20 protein-coding genes and 1 pseudogene are annotated in these 24,856 nt (G+C 37.1%); 9 read left to right on the top strand and 12 right to left on the bottom strand.

What is annotated here, in order from left to right:
- Positions 1 to 257 precede the first annotated feature (257 nt).
- Both DK858_RS06895 and prfH read left to right on the top strand, forming a co-directional pair.
- The gene (locus DK858_RS06895) at positions 258 to 1,394 is read left to right on the top strand and encodes an RNA ligase RtcB family protein (protein ID WP_109396765.1); all 1,137 of its coding nucleotides are present in this window, start codon (positions 258 to 260) and stop codon (positions 1,392 to 1,394) included.
- The gene (gene prfH / locus DK858_RS06890) at positions 1,394 to 2,005 is read left to right on the top strand and encodes a peptide chain release factor H (RefSeq protein WP_109396764.1); all 612 of its coding nucleotides are present in this window, start codon (positions 1,394 to 1,396) and stop codon (positions 2,003 to 2,005) included. Before DK858_RS06895 ends, prfH begins: the two co-directional genes overlap by 1 nt.
- 221 nt (positions 2,006 to 2,226) lie before the next feature.
- Here the strand turns inward: prfH and DK858_RS06885 are convergent, their stop codons facing one another.
- The 4 genes from DK858_RS06885 to dpaL all read right to left on the bottom strand — a co-directional run bounded on the left by DK858_RS06885 (position 2,227) and on the right by dpaL (position 7,694).
- Positions 2,227 to 3,501: an MFS transporter gene (locus DK858_RS06885; protein ID WP_072064521.1), complete on the bottom strand. Its 1,275-nt coding sequence runs from the start codon at positions 3,499 to 3,501 to the stop codon at positions 2,227 to 2,229.
- Positions 3,502 to 3,596: 95 nt separating this feature from the next.
- Positions 3,597 to 5,183, bottom strand: coding sequence for an N-acyl-D-amino-acid deacylase family protein (locus DK858_RS06880; RefSeq protein WP_109396763.1), 1,587 nt, complete (start codon positions 5,181 to 5,183; stop codon positions 3,597 to 3,599).
- Positions 5,184 to 5,260: 77 nt separating this feature from the next.
- Positions 5,261 to 6,445, bottom strand: coding sequence for a YgeY family selenium metabolism-linked hydrolase (locus DK858_RS06875; protein ID WP_109396762.1), 1,185 nt, complete (start codon positions 6,443 to 6,445; stop codon positions 5,261 to 5,263).
- 31 nt (positions 6,446 to 6,476) lie between these two features.
- Positions 6,477 to 7,694, bottom strand: a complete 1,218-nt coding sequence (gene dpaL, locus DK858_RS06870) for a diaminopropionate ammonia-lyase (protein WP_109396761.1) — start codon at positions 7,692 to 7,694, stop codon at positions 6,477 to 6,479.
- A gap of 364 nt (positions 7,695 to 8,058) precedes the next feature.
- Here dpaL and DK858_RS06865 point away from each other — a divergent pair, with 364 nt between their 5' ends.
- The 7 genes from DK858_RS06865 to DK858_RS06835 all read left to right on the top strand — a co-directional run bounded on the left by DK858_RS06865 (position 8,059) and on the right by DK858_RS06835 (position 17,476).
- Positions 8,059 to 9,858 (top strand): sigma-54 interaction domain-containing protein, encoded by a 1,800-nt coding sequence (locus DK858_RS06865; RefSeq protein ID WP_109396760.1) that lies wholly within the window; start codon positions 8,059 to 8,061, stop codon positions 9,856 to 9,858.
- Positions 9,859 to 10,507: 649 nt separating this feature from the next.
- Positions 10,508 to 11,080, top strand: coding sequence for a fimbrial protein (locus tag DK858_RS06860; protein WP_109396759.1), 573 nt, complete (start codon positions 10,508 to 10,510; stop codon positions 11,078 to 11,080).
- Positions 11,081 to 11,138: 58 nt separating this feature from the next.
- The gene (locus tag DK858_RS06855; RefSeq protein WP_109396758.1) at positions 11,139 to 11,819 is read left to right on the top strand and encodes a fimbrial biogenesis chaperone; all 681 of its coding nucleotides are present in this window, start codon (positions 11,139 to 11,141) and stop codon (positions 11,817 to 11,819) included.
- A gap of 18 nt (positions 11,820 to 11,837) precedes the next feature.
- A complete protein-coding gene (locus DK858_RS06850) occupies positions 11,838 to 14,348 on the top strand; it encodes a fimbria/pilus outer membrane usher protein (protein WP_228407211.1) in 2,511 nt (836 codons plus the stop codon).
- Between the two features lie 9 nt (positions 14,349 to 14,357).
- On the top strand, positions 14,358 to 15,419 hold the full coding sequence (locus DK858_RS06845; protein WP_109396756.1) for a fimbrial protein: 1,062 nt from the start codon (positions 14,358 to 14,360) through the stop codon (positions 15,417 to 15,419).
- Positions 15,420 to 15,796: 377 nt separating this feature from the next.
- Positions 15,797 to 16,708 carry a PAAR domain-containing protein gene (locus DK858_RS18490; protein ID WP_109396755.1) on the top strand — a complete coding sequence of 304 codons (912 nt, stop codon included), beginning with the start codon at positions 15,797 to 15,799 and terminating at the stop codon, positions 16,706 to 16,708.
- A gap of 540 nt (positions 16,709 to 17,248) precedes the next feature.
- A complete protein-coding gene (locus DK858_RS06835; RefSeq protein WP_267128366.1) occupies positions 17,249 to 17,476 on the top strand; it encodes a cell envelope integrity TolA C-terminal domain-containing protein in 228 nt (75 codons plus the stop codon).
- Between the two features lie 109 nt (positions 17,477 to 17,585).
- Here DK858_RS06835 and DK858_RS18290 read toward each other — a convergent pair.
- The 8 genes and pseudogenes from DK858_RS18290 to DK858_RS06785 all read right to left on the bottom strand — a co-directional run.
- A pseudogene (locus DK858_RS18290) lies at positions 17,586 to 17,887 on the bottom strand (DUF932 domain-containing protein); the annotation flags it as partial.
- A 778-nt stretch (positions 17,888 to 18,665) separates the two neighbouring features.
- Complete coding sequence (locus DK858_RS06820; RefSeq protein ID WP_109396754.1) at positions 18,666 to 19,232, bottom strand: hypothetical protein; 567 nt, start codon at positions 19,230 to 19,232, stop codon at positions 18,666 to 18,668.
- Between the two features lie 307 nt (positions 19,233 to 19,539).
- Positions 19,540 to 20,247 carry a WYL domain-containing protein gene (locus DK858_RS06810; protein WP_109396752.1) on the bottom strand — a complete coding sequence of 236 codons (708 nt, stop codon included), beginning with the start codon at positions 20,245 to 20,247 and terminating at the stop codon, positions 19,540 to 19,542.
- A gap of 211 nt (positions 20,248 to 20,458) precedes the next feature.
- Complete coding sequence (locus DK858_RS06805) at positions 20,459 to 21,295, bottom strand: DUF932 domain-containing protein (protein ID WP_109396751.1); 837 nt, start codon at positions 21,293 to 21,295, stop codon at positions 20,459 to 20,461.
- A gap of 101 nt (positions 21,296 to 21,396) precedes the next feature.
- Positions 21,397 to 21,831 (bottom strand): antirestriction protein, encoded by a 435-nt coding sequence (locus DK858_RS06800; RefSeq protein ID WP_109396750.1) that lies wholly within the window; start codon positions 21,829 to 21,831, stop codon positions 21,397 to 21,399.
- A gap of 240 nt (positions 21,832 to 22,071) precedes the next feature.
- Positions 22,072 to 22,497, bottom strand: a complete 426-nt coding sequence (locus DK858_RS06795; RefSeq protein WP_109396749.1) for an antirestriction protein — start codon at positions 22,495 to 22,497, stop codon at positions 22,072 to 22,074.
- A 91-nt stretch (positions 22,498 to 22,588) separates the two neighbouring features.
- Positions 22,589 to 23,461: a GTPase family protein gene (locus DK858_RS06790; RefSeq protein ID WP_109396748.1), complete on the bottom strand. Its 873-nt coding sequence runs from the start codon at positions 23,459 to 23,461 to the stop codon at positions 22,589 to 22,591.
- A gap of 56 nt (positions 23,462 to 23,517) precedes the next feature.
- On the bottom strand, positions 23,518 to 24,456 hold the full coding sequence (locus DK858_RS06785) for a hypothetical protein (RefSeq protein WP_109396747.1): 939 nt from the start codon (positions 24,454 to 24,456) through the stop codon (positions 23,518 to 23,520).
- Positions 24,457 to 24,856: the final 400 nt, after the last annotated feature.

Below are 24,856 nucleotides of genomic sequence, written 5' to 3'. Positions count from 1 at the left end.
AATAAAATCTATTCATTCTGTTTTTTAAAATAAAGAAAAATCACACCACTTTTTAATTGCCAATGCAAAAAAAAGTGGTTACTATGCCCGCGATTTATTATTTCTCACCCATTTTAATTAACGCAAGGAGGTATCCCATGACAACAACAAATATGAATACTCTTTGCGGACAATCTCAGAAGTAATCCTTTTTTCCTTCTTTTTGCTGTCCGCCAATCAATTTATTTTTTTATCCTTTACATTATATGGATTGGTATATGGACAAGTGTGTTCATTATTTATCTGATAGCGTTTGTTATATCGCATCGGATAATACTTGGATTGAAAGCAAAGCAATCCAACAACTAGAAATAACGGCTCAACTTCCTGATATGGCTTATGTTGCAGGTATGCCAGACCTACATCCGGGCCGTGGTTATCCTATTGGCGCTGCCTTTTTTTCTGTTAATCGTTTTTACCCTGCTCTAGTCGGAAATGATATTGGCTGTGGTATGACACTCTTTCAAACTGAATTTAAAAACAGCAAACTTAACTTAGATAAAGCAGAAAAACAGTTGAGTGAAATGAGTGATATCGCACCGTTAGAATGGTTAGAAGCACATCTACCAACTGAAATGCACAACCACCCTTTTGCTGGATCTTTAGGCTCTATTGGTGGTGGTAATCACTTTGCTGAATTCCAACAAATTGACCGAGTGATCAATGAAACGCTTTTCGCTGAAAGTGGTATCAATAAAAAACAGTTATTGCTACTTGTTCACAGCGGATCGAGAGGCTTAGGACAATCTATCTTACGTGCCCATACAGAACAGTTTGGTCATAAAGGGCTGATTGCTAACACTGAAGATGCAAATGAATATTTGCAAGCTCACAATAATGCACTTGATTATGCAAAGATTAATCGTCGCCTTATTGGTGAAAGAATGATGCGCCAAATCCGTACTCAAGGTGTAATTATTTCTGATGTAAATCATAATCTTGTGGAGCCTTGTGAGTTATATGGTCAACAAGGCTGGTTACATCGAAAAGGTGCAACACCGGCACATCACGATATGGTGGTGATCCCATGTTCACGCGGTGATCACAGCTATATTGTTAAGCCAATCGTGTCTGAATTAAGCCTTTATTCATTACCTCATGGTGCAGGTAGAAAATGGATGCGTACAGAGTGTAAGGGGCGATTATCACACCGTTTTACACCTTTACAACTTTCACGAACTGCATTAGGTAGCCGCATTATTTGTGCCAATAAGCAACTGATTTATGAAGAGGCTCCGCAATCTTATAAATCAATAGAGAGTGTGATTGAAAGTATGGTGAACGTTGGATTAATCGAGGTCATCGCTCGTTTAAAACCGGTGGTCACCTATAAAACCAGTGGGGAGATGGCGTAATGTTATTACAATTCACCTCCGCACAAGGCCCTGAAGAGTGCTGCTTAGCAGTTGAAAAAGCTTTAAATTACTTTTTGAAATCAACTGCAACACAGCAAGTAAACATCACTGTTCTTGAAAAAGAGCCTTCACGTTATGGCTTAAAATCAGCGTTAGTGTCTCTTGAAGGTGCTGATGCACAGGCTATCGCACAACAGTGGGCAGGTTCTATACAATGGCAATGTGCAAGCACGTTACGACCACGGCATAAACGGAAAAATTGGTTTATTGGTGTTGCTTGTTTTGAACAACCTGATGAAATTAATGACCAAGAAATTGTTTTTGAAACCATGCGCTCAAATGGCCCAGGTGGTCAGCATGTTAACAAAACAGAATCTGCGGTCAGAGCAACACATATTGCCACAGGCATTAGTGTAAAAGTGCAATCAGAGCGTAGTCAGCACGCTAATAAAAAGCTCGCTAAACAACTTATTGCATGGCATTTAGAGGCTTATATGAGGAAGCAACACGCCTCATTAAATAGCCAACGTCATATTGCCCATCATCAAGTTATTCGTGGCGATGCTACTCTCTGTTTTAGCGGCGACAATTTTGTTCTTACAAGCAAATAATGTTATTAATCTAACAAAAGCAAAGCCACGATTTTTAATCGTGGCTTTTTTAAGACAAAAGTATCCTACAATAAGATTTTTTAAATTAAAAAATCAATAAAGCATAGAGTGAGTTTTAATAAATAAATCTTACAGTTAATACATTTATTTTATTTAATTAATCTTATTTCTTTTAATAACATCACACTTATTTAAATATAAACGTTATTAATACTGATTAATTAAACAGGTGCTGGTGTATTTCTCATTTTAACAGTGAACGTCACAACAGCAGAGGCAACCAATGCAATTATCATAAACATAAATGCACTGTCATAACTACCGCCACTGGCTTTAATTAAGAATCCCATCACCGGTGCAGAAACAACCCCCGCCATTTGCCCACCGAAGTTAACAATTCCTGAAGCACGGCCCATGATTTTATTGGGGATAGTATCCATTAAAATACCCCAGAACATTGCCATGGCGAAGAACATAAATAATGCTGAAATACACTGATATACAACAGCCATATCGGCACTTTCAACGGTATATGTCATATATAAGAAGCCTGCTGCAATCACTGCGGTGATCATATATAACCATTTACGCTGTGCTTTACATTTATCAGAAACATAACCCCCTAATAATGTTCCACCCGCACCAAATAAGAATGGAATAGCCGCCATTACCCCGGTTTTCGCCAAAGAGAATTCACGAACAGTAATTAAATAGCTTGGTAACCATGTTGAGAATCCCCAGAAGGTAATATCAAACAGAAACCAAATCGCTGCCATTTGCCACAATACTGGCATCTTTAAAACGTCTTTAAAAGGTACCGCTTCAACAGGTTTATCCGTTAATGTACCATCTGCCGCTAATTCATCGAGATCTTGCTGAGTAATACTTGGGTGATCTTTTGGATTATCACGAGTAAAGAAATAAATACCCGCTGCAATTAATAATCCCGGAATACCTAAAACAATAAACACCATATGCCAGCCAAAAGCACCGATAATACTGGCGGCAACAATGACAGCTAATGCTGGCCCTAAAGTATTTACTGTTGATTGAATTGCAGTAGCACGACCACGCTCTTTAGATGGGAAATAAGTTGAGATCATTTTCCAAGAAGCCGATGGAAAACATCCCTCACCAATACCAAATAAGAATCGCACCGCTAACATTAACGGTAATGTAAATACCATCCCCGTTAAGCTAGTGAAGACTGACCACCATGCAATGCCGATTGCCATAATTTTACGCGCACCAAAGCGGTCAGCTAAAAAACCACCCGGTATTTGGAATGCCGCATAACCGACAAAGAACGCACTGATGATTAAACCTTGTTGGGTGGTATCAAGATTAAGATCACGTCCAATAAAGGGTAATGAAACACTCATTACCATTCTATCTAAGAATGAAAGTAACCATGCTAACCAAATTAAGGATAAAACGGTGTAACGAGCTTTCCATGTTTTCTTCGGTTGAAGGTCTGGAATAATATTTGAACTCATTTTCCTGTTCCTCAGGTAAGGGGAAACCATCACGGTTGAAAAACAACCGTGATAAACAGAGATAAGATTTAACGTTTAAGAGCGCTATTGTGTTGTTATGCTCTTAAAACATGTCCACTGCAGGCGTAACTTTCGACTCCATTAATTAAAGCGATACGACCATTGACCATTACCAAGTCGATCCCTTCTGGGTATTGGTTAGGCTCCACAAACGTACCTTTATCAATAATGGTTTCAGGGTCGAACATCACAATATCTGCCGCATACCCTTCTTTAATTAAACCTCTATCGGTTAATCGAAGGACTTCAGCTGGTTTACCTGTCATTTTGCGGATAGCTTGTTCCCAAGAGAGGCATTTTTCTTCTCTGACGTATTTCCCTAAAACACGAGGAAATGCACCAAATACACGAGGGTGAGGTTTACCTGCCCCCATTAACCCATCAGTACATACGTTTTGTTCAGGACGACATAAGAATTTGATAACGTGCTCTTCTGTACCGTAAAAATCCACCATTCCTACTGCATTCTCTTCTTCATATAGCAGATCGAAAGTTGCGTTATACGGATCTTTACCTCTCAATTCGCCTAGCTCTACAAGGCTAAGGCCAACGGCATCTTGGTTTTTTTCTGTTTTAGAACTAGTGACATAAATATTTTCTAAGCCTGCAAAATCAATAAAGTTATCCCAACCTGGAATGCCTTTTTCGATATCTTCAATCATCTTTTTACGCAGTTCAGGAGAAGCTAAGCGCTCTAATAATTTTTCTGTACCTCCTGCGTGAACCCAAGGCGGTAAGATCACCCCAAGCATGGTACTGCCTGCCACATACGGATATTGGTCAAAAGAGATACGGATGCCCTCTTTTTGTGCTTGCTCTAACATACCCAGCATTTCATCGATTAATCCCCAGTTTTTCTTACCACAAACCTTCATATGGGAAATATGCAACCAAACACCAGATGCTTTGGCGATATCAATAAGCTCTTGAGTTGATTGAATAATATCGTCAGCTTCACTACGCTGGTGTACAACAAAAATACCATTATGTTTTGCTGTAACCTTACAAAGCTCGATCATTTCAGCGGTATCACCAAAGGCGCAAGGCATATAAATCAATCCAGTGGATAAACCAAATGCCCCTGCTTTTAACTCACGCTCTAAGATCTCACACATCTTGGCGACATCTTCACGAGTAGAAGGATTACCTTCCAATCCCATCGCTTCCATCCGGATGTTGCCATGAGGAACAAGGTAAGCAAGATTCGTTGCTGAGCCTCTCGCTTCCAACATACCTAAGTAACCTTCGGTATTGTTAAAATGCCAATCAATGCTGTCAGAATCACCATCTAAACCCGCAATATTCTTGCGCCATGCTGAAATATATTGTTCTGGCAATGGCGCTAGTGCGACACCATCTTGCCCTAACAATTCAGTAGTGATCCCTTGGCGAATTTTGGCAGATAAAGCGGGATTAAGCAGAGCAGAAAGATCAGAGTGAGTGTGGGTATCAATAAAGCCAGGGCAGACTATCTTCCCTGTTGCATCAATAATTTGATCATTGGTTTTTGCATCAAACTGACCGATTTTTATTATTTTTCCTTCGTTAACCACAACATCAGCTTGAAATGCGCTTGCCCCTGTTCCATCAATAACAGTGGCGTTTTTAAATATTGTTTTCATTCTGTTATTTCTCCAAAGAGCATCTGACTGTTTCGCCAGACACTCTTCTAGTAAGGATTTATTGCGTAAGAAGTAAATTAAAGGTGATAAAGGCTATTCATAATGCTGTAATACCCCTTCGCTGCACCTTTTAACTGTTCAATTTCGATATATTCATCAATGGTGTGGGCTAAGTTTTCGCGAGACGGGCCAAAACCAATGGTTTTAATTCCTGCTTCACCCGCATAGTGACTACCGTTAGTGCAGAAAGAGTATTGTGTGACTGTAGGGTTAAAGCCCGATTCATGCAGCCCTTTTAAAACGCTTTGTACGTAAGGATCGCTCTCTTCTAATAACCAACCCGGGAAGAAACGCTCACCTTCAATAGTGGCACCGGTGTAACATTTTTCAGTACCGTAGGCATAAGAGACTTTTGCTTTAAAATCAGAATCTTGAGAAGCTAGTTCATCAATTGCTTTTTGTAATGGTGCGAGCACTTCCTCTTTAGTTTCACCGACTAATAAACGGCGATCGTAAGTGGCGCGACAATATTCAGGTACAACCGAAGCGCCTGGATAAGGTGATGATTTAATATCCGTGAGCTCTAAGATCCCTTTTCCTAATACAGGATGAACAGAAGGCGTTAAGGTTCTTATCTTCTCGATAAGTTTTGCCATTTTATAAACAGAGTTGATCCCTGCATCTGGATTGGCGGAATGAGCGGGTTTACCAAAAGTTTCAACAACAATTTCAGCACGACCACGTTGCCCAATTTTGAGATTTAATTCTGAGGCTTCCCCAATTACCACGTAGTCTGGTTTATAGCGTTCAGAAACGAGTCTTGCGGCAACACCTTCAAAACACTCTTCATGCACAATACAAGAGACATAGATACGACCAGCAAAATTACGCTGATTATCTTGACCATAAAAACCTATCGCTGAAATCATGGCTGCGACGGCACCTTTCATATCACTGGTACCACGGCCATAAATCTTTCCATCTTTTATTTCTGCACCATAAGGCTTTTCTTTCCAGTCGCGCTCACTAACGGGGACCGTGTCGATATGACCATCAAAAACAAGGGTTTTCCCTGGGTGTTGACCTATAATTCCACCAATGATATTGCCGTATTTATCAATGTGAATATCGTCAAAATCATAGCTTTTCATCATCTCTTCTATGACTTTAACAACATTACCTTCTTCACCTGAATAGCTTTTTTGTTGGATTAATAATTGGCAATTCTTAATAACTTCATCAAATCGGTTTGCTGATAACATACTATTTCACTCCAAAAGACTTATTTGTTTTTTAAAATTGTTTGAAGCTAGGCAATTCACCATCCCACACGATATCGCGATAACGTTCAGGATCAGTGTCACCTTCAGTGCTTATCACAAGCACTCTTGCATTTTCATCTAATCCCAACTCTTCTTTTGCACTCTGATAAACAGGTGATTGCATCAAAATAGAGAGCAAGCCTGTTGTCACAGCACCAGATTCACCAGAAATGATGTGCGGATCACCGGGTAAAGGGTTCCCTAAAATCCGCATTCCCCTAGTTGCGACGGCATCAGGGCAAGAGAAAAATGCCGCTGAATAATCACGTAATAAATTCCAACCAATACTATTTGCTTCACCACAAGCCAACCCTGCCATAACCGTTTGTAAATCCCCACCAACAGGAATAGCATCTGCTGTTCCTGATACCGCAGATTGATATAAACAGTCAGCAATACGCGCTTCTGCCACAATCACTTTCGGTGCTTGTTTGCCATAAGCGGCTGTTACCATGCCTTGCACCATACCCGCAAAAGAGCCCACGCCGGCTTGCACAAAAATATGCGTCGGGGGTACTTCATGTAATTGTGCGAGAGATTCCAGCATTAACGTGCCATAGCCTTGCATGATCCAAAGAGGGATCTCTTCATAACCATCCCATGCAGTGTCTTGAACCACTATCCAGCCATATTTTTCAGCCATTTCAGCCGTCATTCTTACGGCATCGTCATAGTTCATATCAACGATTTCAGCGACTGCACCTTCACGCAAAATGGCATCTAAACGTTCTTGTGATGATCCTTTTGGCATATAGACCACTGCTTTTTGCTTTAACTGTCTTGCCATCCAAGCAACACCACGTCCATGATTCCCATCAGTGGTTGTCGCAAAAGTTACGCCATTTAACTTTTTCCTGATCTCATCACTGATCATTACCTCATAAGGTAATTCACTTATGTCCATTTCGAGGAAATCAGCAATATGGCGAGCCATCGCATAAGCACCACCTAACGCTTTAAATGCTTTTAAACCAAAACGGAAAGACTCATCTTTTAGATATAACTCACCAACCCCTAAAGTTTTGGCTAATTGGGGTAAATGAAATAACGGTGTAGGTGCGTATCCTGGAATAGTTCTGTGAAAATCTAACGCTTTGACTAACTCTTCATAACGAAAAGGGGCAAGCTCAGCGGTTGGTTTTCGTGTAAATGAACTCTGGTTAATCAGGTACTGCAATTGCTCCTGCATGGAATTACCTCTTAATCACACTTTAAAATTCGCGATAACCCAATATCGCGATTAATCGGAATACATAGGGTTATCCCCTATATCGCAATATGTATGCCAACTCACTCAAAAATCCTTTAATAAAGATGCAATATTTTGATTTTAAATGGATTTATTATTTAACTGATTAAAAGATGAAATTAATGATGCAGAAAAGCTGTGATCTAGGCGGTTTTATTTAAGTGATAAATTATCAATAATAAGAAATTGTGTGAGCCTTATACAAAAAACACATAAATAATTAATAAATAACAATTAAATTAACAACCCAAAATGAGCAATGATAATTTATTATCAATATTGATAATTTTAAGGTGAGAATGTGATGCACTCATTACTGAGTACCCTACAAGATGAAATCAGTAAGTACACCGATGCCATTGCGGGGATCACTGGTACTGATGTTGAAATTATTGATAACAATTTAATTCGTATTGCCGGTACGGGGCGTTATCGCTATATGCTCAATCAAGATGTCTCTAGTAATGGGTATATTTATCGCCATGTCCTGCAAGTACAAAAAACTATTCTGATTGAAGATCCAAAAGAAAACGCGCTCTGTCAGCTATGCCAAAATCGCTTAACTTGTACCGAAGAGCTTGATCTTAATGCACCGATTTTTCTTAATAACCAAGTTATTGGTGTCATTGGCATTATCTGTTCTAACCGAGAACAGAAAATGTTTTTGATGAAACAAAAACAAGCTTTTATTACTTTTATCGAACAGTTTTCCGAGATGATTTCAAGCCGTGTTTTTGAATGCCTTGAAAGGCTGAGAGAGCAAGAGCGATTTGGTACTTTTCGAAATTTGATTGATGTCATGGATAGAGGTGTGATCGCTATCGATAGCCAAAGTAAAATTTGGCACGCTAATCTTTCTGCTTTGCGCTTTTTTGATAGTGAATTGATTGGTCAATCTCTTGATATTCAGATGACAGGAGATATTCTTTATGGCGATGAAGAAGCATGGCTGATCCTAAACCAACAACGCTATCATGTTCTGTGTAAAAAAATTACGTTTTCATCCGTTGATAATGACCAACTTACCATGGTTATTTTTCATGATGCTCGTGATTATATGACACAAATAAATACCTTCTCTGTTGATGAAAATCCCCACTCACCTCTAATTGGCAACTCACAAAATATGCTCCAATTAAAAAGCATGTTAAGCAAAGTTGCCGTTAGCCACGCCAGCGTACTTATCACCGGAGAAAGCGGTTCAGGTAAAGAAGTGGTTGCTTACACTATTCACCAACAAAGCTTACGCACGAAACAGCCTTTTATTACCATTAACTGTGCGGCTATCCCGGAACAACTGCTAGAAAGTGAGCTTTTTGGTTATGTACGTGGTGCATTTAGTGGCGCAGATCCTAAAGGACGTATTGGTAAATTTGAATTGGCACATGGTGGAAGCCTATTCTTAGATGAAATTGGGGATATGCCTTTACATTTACAAGCCAAGCTTTTACGTGTACTTCAAGAAAAAAGCATCACGCGTGTTGGCTCTAATAATATGATCAATATTGATGTAAGGATCATTGCTGCCACCAATAAAGATCTGCGTGAAATGGTAAATAAAGGGCTATTTCGTGAAGATCTGTTTTATCGCCTGAATGTAGTTCCGATCCATACGCCAGCATTACGTGAACACCGAGAAGATATTGCAGAACTGGCTCAGTTTTTTGCCGACGATTTAGCATTAACCTATCAGCGACCTGCGACGAAGATCCCCAACGTTATTATTAACTATTTATATTCCTACGATTGGCCCGGTAATATCAGAGAGTTACGCAATGTGATTGAATATATGTATGTTATGCAAGGCGATACTGTTGATTTAAATCTTAGTCACCTTCCACCTTATTTGTTAGAAACATCGCATTCTGCTTCTTTAGAAAAGGATAAAAACAGTAGTATCTCTACAGAAGCTAAAACAGATAATAAAGAGAAAATTCAGCCATTAAATACACAAGAACATCTCAAATCTCAGAGCCTAACATCAGAGTTTCAAACCATTATGAACCTATTAGAAAAAACAGGAACAACATTGGAAGGAAAGAAGAAAGCAGCAAAAATCTTAGGAATAAGTATTGCCACTTTATATAGAAAAATAAAAATATGATAAAAGTTATTTAAGATGAATTTTTAAATATTAATAACTTAATCAATAGATTTAAATTAGCATGAAAACTTTAATGAAAATTATTTCCATTAATTATTTCATCTAGATTATTAAAAATACTTCTTTTAATGACTATTTTTTATCAAGCATGACCATTATAATATTTTAAACTTAATGTCATTTGTAACAAAATATATTTTCCATAAAATAAATTTAAACTATCTTCTTTTCTTCCTGATAACACATCCAAAACTAACTATATGATAAATAATCATAAATTATTTCATTTTCATTATCTTATTAATGATTTTTCTAAATTACATAAGAAAATTTTGTAACACTGTCCATAAGACAAAATTAAATAAAATACATAGAATCCGTTTGAGAATAAATTCAAGTAAGTTTCAACATCAAGATTTAATGTTAATTATAAAAATTAAAACAATGAAAATTGATTAAGTTTTTTATAATTAACAGTAAGAGCTATTTTATTTAAGATTATATTTTTATTAGATTTATCTATTTAAAATGCTTATATTTTCTGGTGCCTTTAGTCAATTTATAAGCAGTGATAATAAACTAATCTTAGAATAAATAGCACTTAATATGACTTATTAAATACTATTTATATCAATCACTAGGGGTCAAAATGCCTATTTTAACAAAAAAATTACTTCCAATGGCTTTCGTTATTTCTGTGATAACGGCAAGTGCTACAGTTTCTGCTGAAGAGCAATCTGGTCAAATCTCTTTTACCGGTTTAATTTATTCATCAACTTGTACTATTGATATTAATGGTACTGGCTCTGACGGTAACGTTAATATGGGTCGTTATGCGACCAGTGAATTTGGCGGTGCAGGCAGCGAAGTCGGTGGAAAATCAGGTAATGGAAAACTAGATATCTCTTTAATTAATTGTCCACCACAAGGGAAAGTTAAATTAAAACTAGAAGGTAAAACAGACAGTAGCTCTGATCAAATTTTAGCTTTAGATAATCCCGATAATTCGAATACAGCAAAAAATGTCGGTATTCATATTTATAGCGAGCAAGATCCAAGTACACCTTACCATATTAATCTTTCAACTGAATACGATATTAAAGATACAGGTGATCTTAAATCAAAAACACTTTCATTCATTGCTAAATATGTCAGCACTGCTGATGATGTAGAAGCAGGTCGTGCTGATGCAACATTGAATTACACATTAACTTATCAATAATAAAAAACAGCAGGTTAATAATAGTATTAACCTGCTTTTATTAAAAAGGTATTTATCGATGAAATTAAAAAAAATACTATTAGGATTAGGCATAATATTTAGTTCAATTACATCTAGCTTTGCCGGATTTGGTTTAGAGACAACTCGTGTTGTTTATAATGAAAGTAATAATAATGAAGGTTTTGTCGCCTTTAATAGCGATAAAAACACAAACTATTTATTACAATCTTGGGTTGAAGATCTTAATGGTAAACTCACTCAAGATTTTGTGATTACCCCACCATTAATTAAATTAATGGCACAACAAAAAAATACATTACAAGTCACTAAAAATACAACATTACCTAATGATATTGAATCCATGTATTGGATCAATGTTAAATTTGTCGCACCAAGCAATGAGAACTTAGAAAATGTTCTTCGCTATTCCATGACCAATAGGATCAAGTTAATTTATAGACCTCAATCTCTTAGAGATGTGAATATTGAAAAAGAAATCAAAGAATTAAGATGGAGCGTAAAAAATACAAGTTTAGTGGTATCAAACAGTTCTCCCTATTTTATTAATATTGGGAAACTTATTGTTGATGGAAACGAGATTGAGAAAATACCTAGTTTTCTATCACCAAAATCAGAAACAACCATAAATGTAAATAAAACACTGTCTGGAAAAGAAAAAATAAAACTATTTTATATCGATGATTTTGGAAAAAGTCTACCAATGGAATTCGCGTTATAATAAGAGATGTTATTCAATATGAAAAAGATAATGGATAGTTATATTAATAAACCGTCACTTAATTTATTTATTGCTGGCGTTTTATTCGCTTCTTTTAATATATCAGCAAATGACTATTATCCTGCCAATCTATTAAATATTGAAGGAAGTACTCAACAAGTAACGAATGAGGATCTTAATGTCTTTAGAGAGAATAATATTGCCCCTGGTCACTATACAGTAACACTTTTTGTCAATAACAATCGTATAGAAACCCGTGAATTCGATTTTATTCTAATGGAAGATAAGAATAATAATAAAATATTAGCTCCTCGTCTTTCAGCAGAAGAGTGGTATAAAGCAGGCATTGATCTTCCTTATGATGTAATTAATAAAAGCAAAAATAATGATTTTATTAATCTCAACGAGATCAATAATGCAAACGGTTATTTAGATTTAAATAGAAAACAATATGTTCTAACATTACCACAGTTATATGTTAACGAAGATAGATTGAAAGAAAATGAAATAAAAAACTGGGATTCAGGTATTCCTGCATTATTAGTGAATTACGCATTGTCTTCATTTAATAGTCGTAGTCAGGGGAATACAACAGATAGTTATTATGGCAATATTCAAACCCAAATTAATTTAGGGTCTTGGCGTTTCAATAATTATTCAACATGGACGAAAAATGAAAATGGCGATAAAAAATGGAATACATTAAGTAATGTTATTTCTAGAGCAATTACCCGCATTAATAGTGAATTAATGATTGGTGATCTCTATTCTTCTTCACAACTCTTTGATTCAGTAAAATTTAGAGGTATTAAATTAGTCACTGATAGACTAATGACACCAACACAGAATAGAACCTATGCTCCTAGTGTTTCAGGTATTGCTAATACAGAATCTATTGTCACTATCACCCAAAACGGACAAGTAATTTATAAGCGTAGCGTACCTGCTGGACCTTTTAATATTACTGATTATTATCCGATGAACAGTGGCGGAGATTTATATGTCAGCGTGACTGAAGCTGATGGCTCTGAAAAGAGTTTTATTGTGCCTTTCTCTTCTATTGCCAATCTAGAAAGAAAAGGTGAATTAAAATACAGCTTCTCCACGGGTAAATACGACGGTAATAATAGCGGGGATGGAGCTTATATTGTTCAGACCGAAGCTTTTTATGGTTTAACTGACTATGTCACCCTTTATGGCGGCATACTTGTTGGTGAAAAATATCAATCTGTTGGTGTGGGCACTGGGGTAAATTTAGGTAGCTATGGCGCGATCACCACTGATTTACTATACGCCAAGTCCTCTACTAATAATGGCAATGATCCATTACATGGCAATGCATTTAGAGTTAATTACTCTAAAAATATATCAATAACAGATACAACGCTTTCGTTAGTCGGTTATCGTCATTTTGATGCCAATTTTCTCAATTTTACTCAAGCGATGGAACACAAAGACAGAAAATACTATCCAAGCAATGGATTAAAAAATGAGTATACACTCTCTATTAACCAACCTTTGTTTTCTAATAATGCTTCAATTAATTTAAATTCTGTTATTTATAAATATGTTAATGGTAAAACTGTTCATTCTTATAATGCGGGATTTAATAGCTCAATTAATAAAGTTAACTATAGCGTTTATTACACTTATTACGATGGCAATCGCTATAGCGATAATAATAAAAATAGCCATGATTTAAGTATGAATGTCAGTATTCCTTTTTCATGGCATGAGAATTACATTTGGGCTAATTACGGTATTTCGACCAACAATGATAACCAAGTATTACAAACCGCACGTTTAAGTGGAACCTATGGTGATAAAAACCAAGCTAACTGGGATATTTATCAAGGATATGGCAATAAAGGTGTTAACTATAGTGGTGGCGTAAATGGCTCTTATAAAACACAAAGTGCCGTCATTAATGCAGGCTATTCATATACACAAGATAAACAAAACATCAACTACGGTATTAATGGCGCGTTAGTTGCAACACAGTATGGAGTGGTATTTACACCTTCATTACAACAAACGAATGCGTTAATTCTGACTAAAGATACTTCAGGAGTAGAAGTCATTAATGGTCAATCGATTAAAACGAATAATAGTGGGTTAGCGGTTATTTCTGGAATGTCGCCTTACCAAAAAAATAGCATTAGTGTTAATACCAATTCTATTCCAAGTGATACTGAAATTTCGAATAACATTATTAGTAATATTATTCCGACCAAAGGCGCTTTAGTGTTGGCTGATTTCGATGCTAAAAAAGGCTTTAAATTCCTACTAACATTACAAACACCGGATAAAAGTACCATCCCTATGGGTGCTAAAGCTGAAATTGATAACGATGATACGCAACTAGTCGCAAGCTTCCATCAACTCTATTTTGTTGCTAATAAACCACAAGGCAATATTCAAGTTTCATGGATAATTAACGGTGAGCAAAAAAGCTGCCATGCAACTTATAATATTGATAATAAAACGCCTGTTAATGGCTTATATATTTTAGATACTGAGTGTAAATAAGGAAATAAAATGACTAACGTAAAAAATAAAATGAACAAATTATTATTTCTAATTTTTATTCTTAGTTTATCTACCTTCTCTTTTTACAGTTATGCTGCGCCAGATTGTGTCAATAATGGCGGTATTAAACATGGCACAATGGATGCAAAAGGTGGCACCATTGAACTAAAAGGAATGATTAAAAGAAATCAAGAGATAGCACGTTTTACATTTAAGCGCGATGGCTCTGATGTCGCAGTCGCGGATTGCCCAGATGGCGCTGAGTTCTATGCTTATGCTACATATAGCGAAGCCAGTGGTGTAATGCCAACCTATTATATGGATATCGATGGAAGACCGGCTTATTATGTTGTACGCAATGGCCATATTACAGGTTTAGATGATTATGCTTATGTTCTCATTGAAAACGAGTCAGGCCTTTCATTTAGAAGTCAGCCAGGACAAGAAGTTCCTGTTAACAGCCCTAAACTTAATACAAGAGATGCTACCGTTATTATTTACTCCACTAAAGATAACCCTAAATCACAGCGTTTTACGACTCAATATATTGGCTCAATATTAATTAATCGCTTTAATTCAGGTGGTGGCACAACAGCTGTTGGTTTTAGTTATCGTTTATCAGTCAATATTATTAGCGCACCAATATCTTGCAGTGCTGAAAATACAGAACTTGAGATGAATTTACCTAAGATGCCTATTACTGCATTCTCTGATATCGGATTTCCTCGTGATAATCAATATGCTGAAGATCATCTAAGAATTAATTGTACTGGTAATGCTTCCGCTAAAATCAAACTTATGGCGCATAACACAACAAGTTATGAGGGACAAAAAACTATTATAAAACCTGATAACGAAGGCGACAGTAATAATGCTAAAGGTGTAGGATTTGTGGTTTCAGCCCCTTCCAGTGGCAATACCGTATTAATTAATAATGAGTTTGTAAAACTTGCGGATTTAGCGAGTGGTATCAATAACGTTCCATTAAAAGCAGAATATTATCGTTATGGTGATGAAGTAAAGCCAGGCAAACTCAGTGCCTCCGCAAACTTTGTATTGGAGTTTAATTAGTTATTACTATGTGTTTTATGCCATTAATCAAAAAAGACGCTTTTAGCGTCTGATTTTTGGTGCGAATTCCGGACTCGATCTTAACATTCAATGCATTGTTTTTTGTTTGATATAAATTTAAAGATAATTTTTTGTATACTTAAATATATACTCAGTGATTTAGGGTTTGAAGACTGGATTAATTAGCACCATTCCCCCCTCTTACATAAGCTATTGTCATAATAGCATCTTTATCATTTTTATTGGATATTATTAAAATACTCCCCCTTACTCTTATCCATTGTAACCCTTAGTAATTGTTAAAAATAACTTGTCAATTGCTTAACACTGGTCAACAATAACATTTAACTTAAGTTCAATTTCGTTTAGGGACAGACATGGCTATAGGATATTTTTTACGCGTTGGCGATAAAACAACATGTGGCGGTCAGATTTTAACTGGAGATAATACTTTTATATTTCATGGAAGATCTGCTGCACGTCAGGGCGATCTAGTTACCTGTGGAAAACATTCTGGGACATACAACATACTTGGTGGCGTTAGCAATGTATGGGGTAATGGTAGAATGATGGCAGGAACACTGGATAGCTTTAGTTCCTGCCCATGCAAAGCAGGACTAATAAACTCCATCACTGATTGCTATAGCAAAGAAGATGAGCCAGTCAAAGCAAGATCTTTCGTTGAAACTGAACAAAAGCAGCTAATAACAACACCTAAGCCGCCATCAACTGTTAATAATGTTTTTAGTAATAATTTAAATATTCCCGTTATCACCAATCCAAACCCAATCAATGATTCACTAATTGAAGATCCTGTCAAAATATATGTGATGATAAATAACGAATGGATAGGCCATGTTGGGTTAGTTATTGGCGAAGGTGAAGGTTCTTTGTTATATGACCCAGCTGGCTCATATACTGGATGTTACAAAAGACAATGTGAAGATGGGGTAACTATACACCGGGGTTCAGGTGAATTCTTTGAATATCCAAATTATGATTGGAATGACTATTTAGCTTATCAGAGAGACGATGGTGAGGATATTGCCATAATTGAATTTGTTATCCCTGAAAAACAAGCAGAGCACTTACGTAATTTAGTCTTTGAATATGGTGGTGCTGGGATCATGGAATGTGCCAAACGTATTTATACTGTATTACATGAAAGTGGTGGAATTTTTAGTGAATTGAAAGAACCTTTTTGGTTGCGTTCGCCTTGGGAGCTAAAAAAACAGCTATTAGATATTTACTACCCTAGCCGAGGTGGAGTAATATCAGGTGCCTACTAAAATATCTTATATTTCATTATCTTTAAGCATTTTATTCTATTACCTTGAAATGGTTCATGAGTTTTTTTTCAGACTTTATCCGAAGGCAATGAATACTATACCTATATTTCAACATCAAAAATTATTGAGTCTCATTTTTACTATTTACCTTTTATCTATAGCCCCCTTATTCTTTTTTTGTATTAAAAATAAAATGAATAATGGTTATCGTTTTTTATTTTACATCGTTTTACCGTACATACTTTCTGTAATTGCTTGGTACATTAATATTTATATTGCTAATCCAAGTCAGTACTCCAGTAATGGTTCAACCACTGGGATATTTGGTCACATATTCATGACTTCTTACGTAATACATGGTGTATTTTTAATTCCTATAGTTGCATACGTAATAGATCTCTTACTTCGGAAGATATTGAAGTAACTTACCTTTGATTGAACCAATGGTGGTAAATGATCATTAATTTTAAAAATTACATTCTCTTGTTTCTCATTTGTTTTCCTAGCTACTTAAACGCTACCCCAACAAGTAAACATCCCATGGATATTTACGCTTCAAATTTAAAAAAATCCATTCAAAGCCGGTTTTATGATATAGACCTTTATAAGGGACAAGAGTGCGAAATTAAGATTACTCTCAACGACGATGGAAAATTAATTTCAGCTATCCCTAATGAGAAAAATAATAACAATGATAAAAAGCTTTGCATTAGAGGTATGGAACTAATTGAAAAAACACAATTTTCACCCCCCCAGAAGACGACTTAACATCGAATAAAAATGTGTTTAGTATTATCCTTCGCCCATAAAAATTGCGATGCTAGCTGAGTAGCTAGTATCCGTAACCTGCCCACTAATAAAGTTTTGCTTAAGTAAACTAGCTACAGCCAAAATGCTCATACATCTTTTCCGTCATCACCCACAGTGCCTTATTCAATTTAATATCACCATCAATGCCATTCACTGAACGTGTGCGAGCTCACTTACCTTTAGCGTTCCGACCAGGCAATCCCCCCTTGATTAAATTCTCCTGCAAACGTTGGTAGATGGTCCAAAGGTCGTCTTTTTATCCTCCCAGCGACGTGGCTGTAATACCTATTCTTCCGTAATAGGTTGATGCTCTTCACCATAACGATATATGAGTGCAGCTTGTGCCAAAGCATGTTGTGCTGGCGGCGGGTAGGCGCTTAAATAATCCATTACATTATGTTTAAGTACGAGAATACGGTGAAAGGAATAAACAAAAATATTATCACCTTCTTTTATTATTGAATAAAGATATCTACTACACGTTAGGTCAATATAATGCGTTGTTAATCGTGTTCTCACTCATTGGTTTTCTAGAATTGTGATCGCCGATAAAGATCAGCTCATGATCACATGTAGGCGACAAGTGAAGATAGCTGAGGAGCATAGATAACTATGTGACTAGGATATAGGATAGCTGAATGAAGCCAACACCCATGTAATTCGAAGTATGACGAGTATACATTCATTATCGAAGCGACGTCTATACTCAGTTATATACTCACTCGGAGGTTGATGTGGGTTGAGTTAAGTTGACATGCATTGACTGAAAAGTGGGAAAAGCCTTGCAAACACTGGATTTTAGATACAAAAAAGACGTCTGTTGACGTCCATTGATGTTCTTATGGTGCGAAGGCCGGACTCGCACATAATACTTAACCTCATGATCTAAATTAAAATATAAAAGTATAAATTTATTTATACCAACACATGTACCAACAGATAAAATTCTTACTTTTTCTGATGGTTATCTAATACAAGTAATCGTGATGCTGATGAAACAATATAATTTTATAAGTTATCTTCATGCAGCATCAAAATCTGGTATTGTCGCTCCTCGGTTAGCCTCACTGGGTCAATCACCACCTCCTTAGGAGGTGGTTTAAGCTTGACGATGAAAGAATGGAGACTAATGAACATGTATCCACATTTATCGATTTTGTTTCTCTCGCTTCATTTCTTCTAATGTCTCTTTTTGAATACGTCCATATTTTTGAATATCCTCATAAGCTTTCATGTTAGTTTGTAACCCGCCTTGCATTCTATTTTTCTCTTTCCAACGAGGGCGATTTTTACCTGAAAATTCTTTCTTCTGACTCCAATAACCGATGGGGTACTGAGCCACAATCGTTCCTCCGACACCAATGTCCACCGTAGAGTATTGACCATTGTTGATGTAGCCCTTTTTAATATAAGCATTTGGACTACACGTGCCGGTATCTCGTTGTTGCCAAAAACCTTCAGTTCTCGCTACGATATAAAAATCACCAAATGCACACCCAGAGGCAGATTTTCGGTTCAGTACGGCAACATAATGTTTGGTTGAACCCACAATTTTACAGGTACTGTTTTGGCTACCACAGACTTGCCATAAAGTTTTACCTCCATCACCTTTATATTCCCAAATTGTATCTTTAGGCGGCTTGCTGGCGGCAAAAGCTTGCGAAGCGATAAGACATAATGATGCGGATGTAATAAGAGCTAAATATTTTTTCATTTAAAATTCCTTTCAATATTATTAGATACGTCAATATTGATGCAAGATAAGCACAACTTAATAGGTGCTCAGTTTTCTAAGGTGTAGCGTATTAAGTGTTCAATTCATGAATGGCTGAATGTTTCTTTACCGTGAAATTGCAGTCTCTCCTTAATCTCACTGGATATAGTGTCTTGATTTTTAATCGGCGTTATCCATTCAAAATTGCAATCGCGGCACATCCAACCCGTACCCCATGCAATGATGTCTTGCTCAGAAGAACAGTGAGGGCAATGTGTGGGATACGATGTTAGTGGGATTAATAATGTCATGGTCGGTTCCTTTCTTTGTGTGATAGAAGAGAGGTAACTACTTGTGATATCAATCGAAAATGCGGTAAGGCCGCGATAAAATTGTTTTGTTGTGACAGTTGCATCACTACGTGTTTCGGTGTGAAGTGGGTATTAAGTGGTTGAACTTGCTGGATATCCTCTAACAGCAAAACATGCACTTGCTGATGATATTCAGCTAATAAATACCACTGGCCTTCACGGTAAATCAGTTGATAAGGTTGTAGTGGATTAAATCGACGCTCAGGTGTAAGTAAGCTAATAGATTGCTTACTGGTAATGGCATACACCAATTGATAGAAATGGTCAGCATGCAAAGCCGAAATCTTATGGGCGTGATGCCAAATCAAACAAGGTGCATGAGGCTGCTGAGTTAACAGTAACCCGAGTAAGCGGCTGTCTAACCCTGGAAACAAGCGAGTCATCCCAATCTGTTTCACAAAGGTAAGAACATCTTTGTCTCGGTAAGCTTTTAGCGTATTGATGGGCAAGCGATAACAACCTTGCCGACCTTCTACACCCAGATAAGCCAAGCGTTCACGTAAATCCCGTTGTAACGTGCGCTCAGAAACATTGAATTCTTGGACTAAATGCGAGAGCACAAGGCTTTCTCCTGCCATTAAGCGGGCAATCAACACAGAGAGTCGCACAGCCATGCGCTCATATTTTCGTTTGGTCTGAAACATAACGTATTGCTCTCAATAACAGACTTTAGGAAATTAAGAAATGAGGGAGTTTAACTTAGGGGATTGACAGGTTATGTCTGTTGGGAAAAATTCTCATTGGGCTTTTTAGTGAAAAATCACTATAAGTAATTCATTGATAAATAGCGTTATGCTTTTTATTTGAACAATAAGAAAGTAAGGCGTAACGACACAAACTGTCAGGGCGGGAAAATTAGTTGGGTTGGCAAGGGGCGAGTTGGTTAAATAAGGTATCCGCCATCACCCACAAGGCTTTATTGAGTTTGATATCGCCATCAATCCCATTAACTGAACGAGTGCGAGCGCGTTTACCTTTTGCAGTACGGCCTGATAATCCCCCTTTAATCAGATTTTCTTGTAAACGTTGGTACACCGTCCAAAGGTCTTCTTTTTTATCTTCAACGCGTCGAGGTTGTAAAACTTGAGCTTCAGTTATTGGTTGATGTTCCTCACCAAAGCGATAGGTTAAAGCCGCATGCGCCAAGGCCTGCTGTGCTGGTGGCGGTAATAGTAAGGACTGCATTTGCTTACGTTTTTCAGCGATGGTATCGAAGGTGCCTAATACTTCATAAGCCCCTTCAATGACATTATCGACAACATGACCTCGGTGGGGGACTCTGACCTCCCCAAAGGTATCGCCACAAACCAGCCCATTTTGACAAACATAGCGAAAAAAGCCCGGTAACATTTGATAACTGCTTGAACCATCATGGCTATTAAGTAAGATGATTTCAGGCACTTGGCTACCCGTAATTTGGTCATGACGTCGGAGCCGTAACATATGCTTAGTATGATCACGACGGCTGTCATCTCGCACACGAGTTTGGCATGCAAAGAACGGATAAAAACCTTCTTTTTGCAGGCTATCCAATAAGGTAATCGTAGGAATATAAGTATACTTTTCGCTACGAGAATCGTGTTTCTCTTCAGAGAATACACTGGGTACTGTGCGAAATAACTCTTCAATGGTTAACGGGCGGTCACGGCGAATGCTATTCGCCGCACCAAAGCGAGAAGCTAAACGAGACATAGGGGGCCTCCTCAGTGATAACACTGATAAATTAAAATAAGATAAAGGAAATAAGTGAGGTGATAAGCTGGTGGACGCTGTATTAAAGCGTTATCAATAACTTAGTCAATTAGGTGAAAGATTTGTGCTTGCTCGGGATGTTGCATCGCATAGTCACGAAGTTGGTAAAAATACTCTACCAGCACAGAACTCTCGGCTTTAAACGACCAGATGCTATACACCATTAGACAGACTGCGATACCGGCTGCTTCAGGGCTTAACTCAGCCTCGTTACCATTATGAGGGTTAAACATCGGCAAGGTGATTTCAATCATCTCAGGCCAGATAAAAGCACCCCCATTCGATAACATGGTGAACTCCCAAAACGCGCCCTGATAGCGATGACAGAGCTTCGCCATCATGTTAAAAATATCGCCCTCGATACGTTGCCAATCGGGTACCGTCCCAAAGTAGAAACGCCAGAAGATATGACGGCCACTGGAGTGAACGAGATTGGTTTTGATAACAGTTGATTCTTGCTCTTGTAAGGTAAACATAATAGAACTCCAATTCAGTCGATATTGATAGACAGTAATAAGCAAAAAAGCCCTACACCTTGCGGTGCAGAGCTTTCTCGAAATGATAGGTATATTGAGTATCATTTTTAGTGACTCATTCTGATGATTGATTCACTAAAATAATATAGATATAAAAATAAATGTAAGTTAATTAATGGGTTAGTCTGATGATGCTTTTATAATGAATCAGATAATACGAAGGCGTAAATAAGGACGTGGTTAATCGATTAGATGGAAAATGGCGGAACGTTCTGGGTGTTGCGCCGCATAATCACGCAATTGATAAAAGCGATCGACGAGGATGTCACTTTCCGTTTGAAATGACCATAAACTGTACATCATCAAACACACGGCAATGCCTGCGGCTTCACAACTGACGTTGGCTTCGTTACCGTTATGTGGGTTGAACAGCGTCAGTGTCTCTTGAGGTAAATCGGGATAAATAAAAGCGCCACCATTGGATAAGGTGCAATATTCCCAATATCCACCTTGATAGTCATCACAAAACTGCCCCATAGTGGTAAAAATGACCACTTCAAAGGTGGTCCAGCCTTTCACGCTCCCGAAGTGGTTGAGCCAAAAATCAAGTCGTTGTTCATTGGGGACGAGTGTCATTGTAATTGCACATTCAGTTGAATTATTCATCAGTTGATACTCCAAGAAAAAGAAGTAAAAAAGCGCCAGTCCTTAACGGGACTGGCGCTGAGAGTGATAATTAATGGTTTAATGTAAGAGGTTAAAAGAACATTCTCCACAGGGATTTAGCGACGGAGACGATACTGTTTTTAACGATGCTAACCGTACTTCTTATCAATGGCGGCAAGGGAATGATATTGATTAAGGTATCCACAATATCACTGACACATTGACCAAAATCGTTACGTGCAGCGTTCTCCACCGATTGCGTCCGGTAAGGGGTGTTCAGTTGCCTAGCTACTCCGCTACTGGCTTGCGCCGGTAACGCCTGTATGAGTTGCTCTGCTAATTCAGTTAGTTGATAGTTTTCGACCGCAGAAACTGTTATCACAGGATGATGCGGCTTAAAGGCGGTTATGACGGCTTGTTGCTTTAATTTTAAGTTATAGGTCTGCTCTGAGGATGGCTGATGCTTGTATTCATCCCACTGGCGACAAGGCTCTATTTTATCGGCTTGGTTCAAGACAAATAGAAATTGATTAGGTTGGTAACCGCATTTCTTCGTGAGAAAGCGATAACACTGATCATCAGAAGACCATGCTCTGTCATCGGCCTTGAGTACCCAAATGATTAAATCGAATTCTGGTAATAAGTTGCGATAGAGCTGGTGGTACTTTTTATCCCGCTCAAGGCTTTCCCCCACGCCGGGTAAATCTACAAAAGTGAGAGTATGGTTGTTCATCGTCATGCTGAAGCGTTGGGCTTGGCGTGTGCAGCCTGAAACATCACTCACAGGTGATAATGACGATTGGAATAGTGCGTTGATAAGACTGGATTTTCCCGCTCCCGTTTTACCCATCAAACCGATGGTGGGGGAGTAATTGATGAGCTGACTGAGTTGGTTAAAAAATGATGTTTTAAATGAAAAGGGAAAGGCTGCGAGAGCCTTCTCCAGTTCAATATGTTGATTCATACAAACTCCTTGAAAATAAAATTATCATTATTCAAGGTGATAATATATATTTGAAATTATTTTAAATTTTTCTTTTTAACTAGCAGTATGAGTTCTTCAATGGAATCCCGTGGTAGAACAATTTGATCAATCATCGCCTCGATAATTTCGTTAATATTTTTATTATGATTTTTGGCTATTTTTTTTAATTTTACCATTGCTGATTTGGAAATATACGTATTCAGTACAGCCTTATCTTTAACACCATCACGATATTTTTTTTGGCTCCAAGCTTTTCTTGTTTGAGATAGAAAAAGCTTGACCGCTTCTACACTTGAAATAATAGCCCAATAATCAAAACAGGAAATAATTAATTTCCATTTTTCATTTTGAATAAGAACATTAACATCATCATCAACAGCAATATTTGCGCGGATCATCCTCTCGGCTATCCATTTTAATGCTTCATTCTTTCTGGGTAAAAATAAAAAAGGATCGGGGTATTCTTTAGAAATAGACGAAGCTTTATCTTTCATGTAAAAGACTGTCTCATTAAAATCTTTAGGGTTTATAAACAAAACTAAAAAGTCCAAAAAACAAACAATATAATGAAAAGGGATATTCCTGCCCATGATAGGGTTCAAGTTCAAGGGAGAGTAATTATACACGCCCCCCATAATTGATGGATAATCATTTTCTATAAGGTGTTTATTATACGACTTCATGAGAAAGTTTAAGATAACAAATGATATTCTTTCATCCGTTAAAAAAGATAATTGTTCTATTGGGATAATCTTTTGCTCTATCGTTCTTAAAAAATAATCAACATTTTTAAATCTATTCCCGACATATTGATTTAGCTCACTAAGTAATGTACACACATTCTTATTCTTTGCCTCAGATATCATTTTATAAATCTCATTAGGCGACAGTATTTTTTCTGAAAATATATAGAACAGAACAGCATAATATTGTCTGCACTCCAAATAATTATCATTGACATTTATATTTATCATTTATTCTCCACGTAGTATTTTTTGCATATGTTTACATAGTATTTTACGTAGTGTTTAAGGTGTCATTGTACTACATGAAAACCCCTATTTATGTGCTAAAACTCACGATAACTGCACTAATTACTATTAGAGTGAAGACTAATCTTTAGATAAGTTAATATCAGAGTTGACTCTCCTCAAAAAGAAGCTGCTCATTGTGGTTCAAAAACGCGCTGTCACGGGCATTGATGATAAGATAAAGAAAGGCTTTATCGTGTTGGTATAGTATTATTTTAATAAAGATAACTAGCATCATAACCACACCTAAAAGATTAAACATTACCCTGTCACTGACTCACCTATCCATATATTCATCATCTTGGTTAAATGATGAATGCCTATTTTTAACAACATCCCTTCT

Origin of the sequence: Proteus faecis, from assembly GCF_003144395.1 — a bacterium.
Lineage (GTDB): Bacteria > Pseudomonadota > Gammaproteobacteria > Enterobacterales > Enterobacteriaceae > Proteus > Proteus faecis.
The sequence above is the reverse complement of the archived record's forward strand: the minus strand, read 5'-3'. Positions and strand labels throughout refer to the sequence as shown.

What these genes read in the sequence shown, in the direction of transcription:
- DK858_RS06895 (WP_109396765.1), top strand. Translation starts at nt 258, where the DNA reads ATGGACAAGTGTGTTCATTATTTATCTGATAGCGTTTGTTATATCGCA.
- prfH (WP_109396764.1), top strand. Translation starts at nt 1,394, where the DNA reads ATGTTATTACAATTCACCTCCGCACAAGGCCCTGAAGAGTGCTGCTTA.
- DK858_RS06885 (WP_072064521.1), bottom strand. Translation starts at nt 3,501, where the DNA reads ATGAGTTCAAATATTATTCCAGACCTTCAACCGAAGAAAACATGGAAA.
- DK858_RS06880 (WP_109396763.1), bottom strand. Translation starts at nt 5,183, where the DNA reads ATGAAAACAATATTTAAAAACGCCACTGTTATTGATGGAACAGGGGCA.
- DK858_RS06875 (WP_109396762.1), bottom strand. Translation starts at nt 6,445, where the DNA reads ATGTTATCAGCAAACCGATTTGATGAAGTTATTAAGAATTGCCAATTA.
- dpaL (WP_109396761.1), bottom strand. Translation starts at nt 7,694, where the DNA reads ATGCAGGAGCAATTGCAGTACCTGATTAACCAGAGTTCATTTACACGA.
- DK858_RS06865 (WP_109396760.1), top strand. Translation starts at nt 8,059, where the DNA reads ATGCACTCATTACTGAGTACCCTACAAGATGAAATCAGTAAGTACACC.
- DK858_RS06860 (WP_109396759.1), top strand. Translation starts at nt 10,508, where the DNA reads ATGCCTATTTTAACAAAAAAATTACTTCCAATGGCTTTCGTTATTTCT.
- DK858_RS06855 (WP_109396758.1), top strand. Translation starts at nt 11,139, where the DNA reads ATGAAATTAAAAAAAATACTATTAGGATTAGGCATAATATTTAGTTCA.
- DK858_RS06850 (WP_228407211.1), top strand. Translation starts at nt 11,838, where the DNA reads ATGAAAAAGATAATGGATAGTTATATTAATAAACCGTCACTTAATTTA.
- DK858_RS06845 (WP_109396756.1), top strand. Translation starts at nt 14,358, where the DNA reads ATGACTAACGTAAAAAATAAAATGAACAAATTATTATTTCTAATTTTT.
- DK858_RS18490 (WP_109396755.1), top strand. Translation starts at nt 15,797, where the DNA reads ATGGCTATAGGATATTTTTTACGCGTTGGCGATAAAACAACATGTGGC.
- DK858_RS06835 (WP_267128366.1), top strand. Translation starts at nt 17,249, where the DNA reads ATGGATATTTACGCTTCAAATTTAAAAAAATCCATTCAAAGCCGGTTT.
- DK858_RS06820 (WP_109396754.1), bottom strand. Translation starts at nt 19,232, where the DNA reads ATGAAAAAATATTTAGCTCTTATTACATCCGCATCATTATGTCTTATC.
- DK858_RS06810 (WP_109396752.1), bottom strand. Translation starts at nt 20,247, where the DNA reads ATGTTTCAGACCAAACGAAAATATGAGCGCATGGCTGTGCGACTCTCT.
- DK858_RS06805 (WP_109396751.1), bottom strand. Translation starts at nt 21,295, where the DNA reads ATGTCTCGTTTAGCTTCTCGCTTTGGTGCGGCGAATAGCATTCGCCGT.
- DK858_RS06800 (WP_109396750.1), bottom strand. Translation starts at nt 21,831, where the DNA reads ATGTTTACCTTACAAGAGCAAGAATCAACTGTTATCAAAACCAATCTC.
- DK858_RS06795 (WP_109396749.1), bottom strand. Translation starts at nt 22,497, where the DNA reads ATGAATAATTCAACTGAATGTGCAATTACAATGACACTCGTCCCCAAT.
- DK858_RS06790 (WP_109396748.1), bottom strand. Translation starts at nt 23,461, where the DNA reads ATGAATCAACATATTGAACTGGAGAAGGCTCTCGCAGCCTTTCCCTTT.
- DK858_RS06785 (WP_109396747.1), bottom strand. Translation starts at nt 24,456, where the DNA reads ATGATAAATATAAATGTCAATGATAATTATTTGGAGTGCAGACAATAT.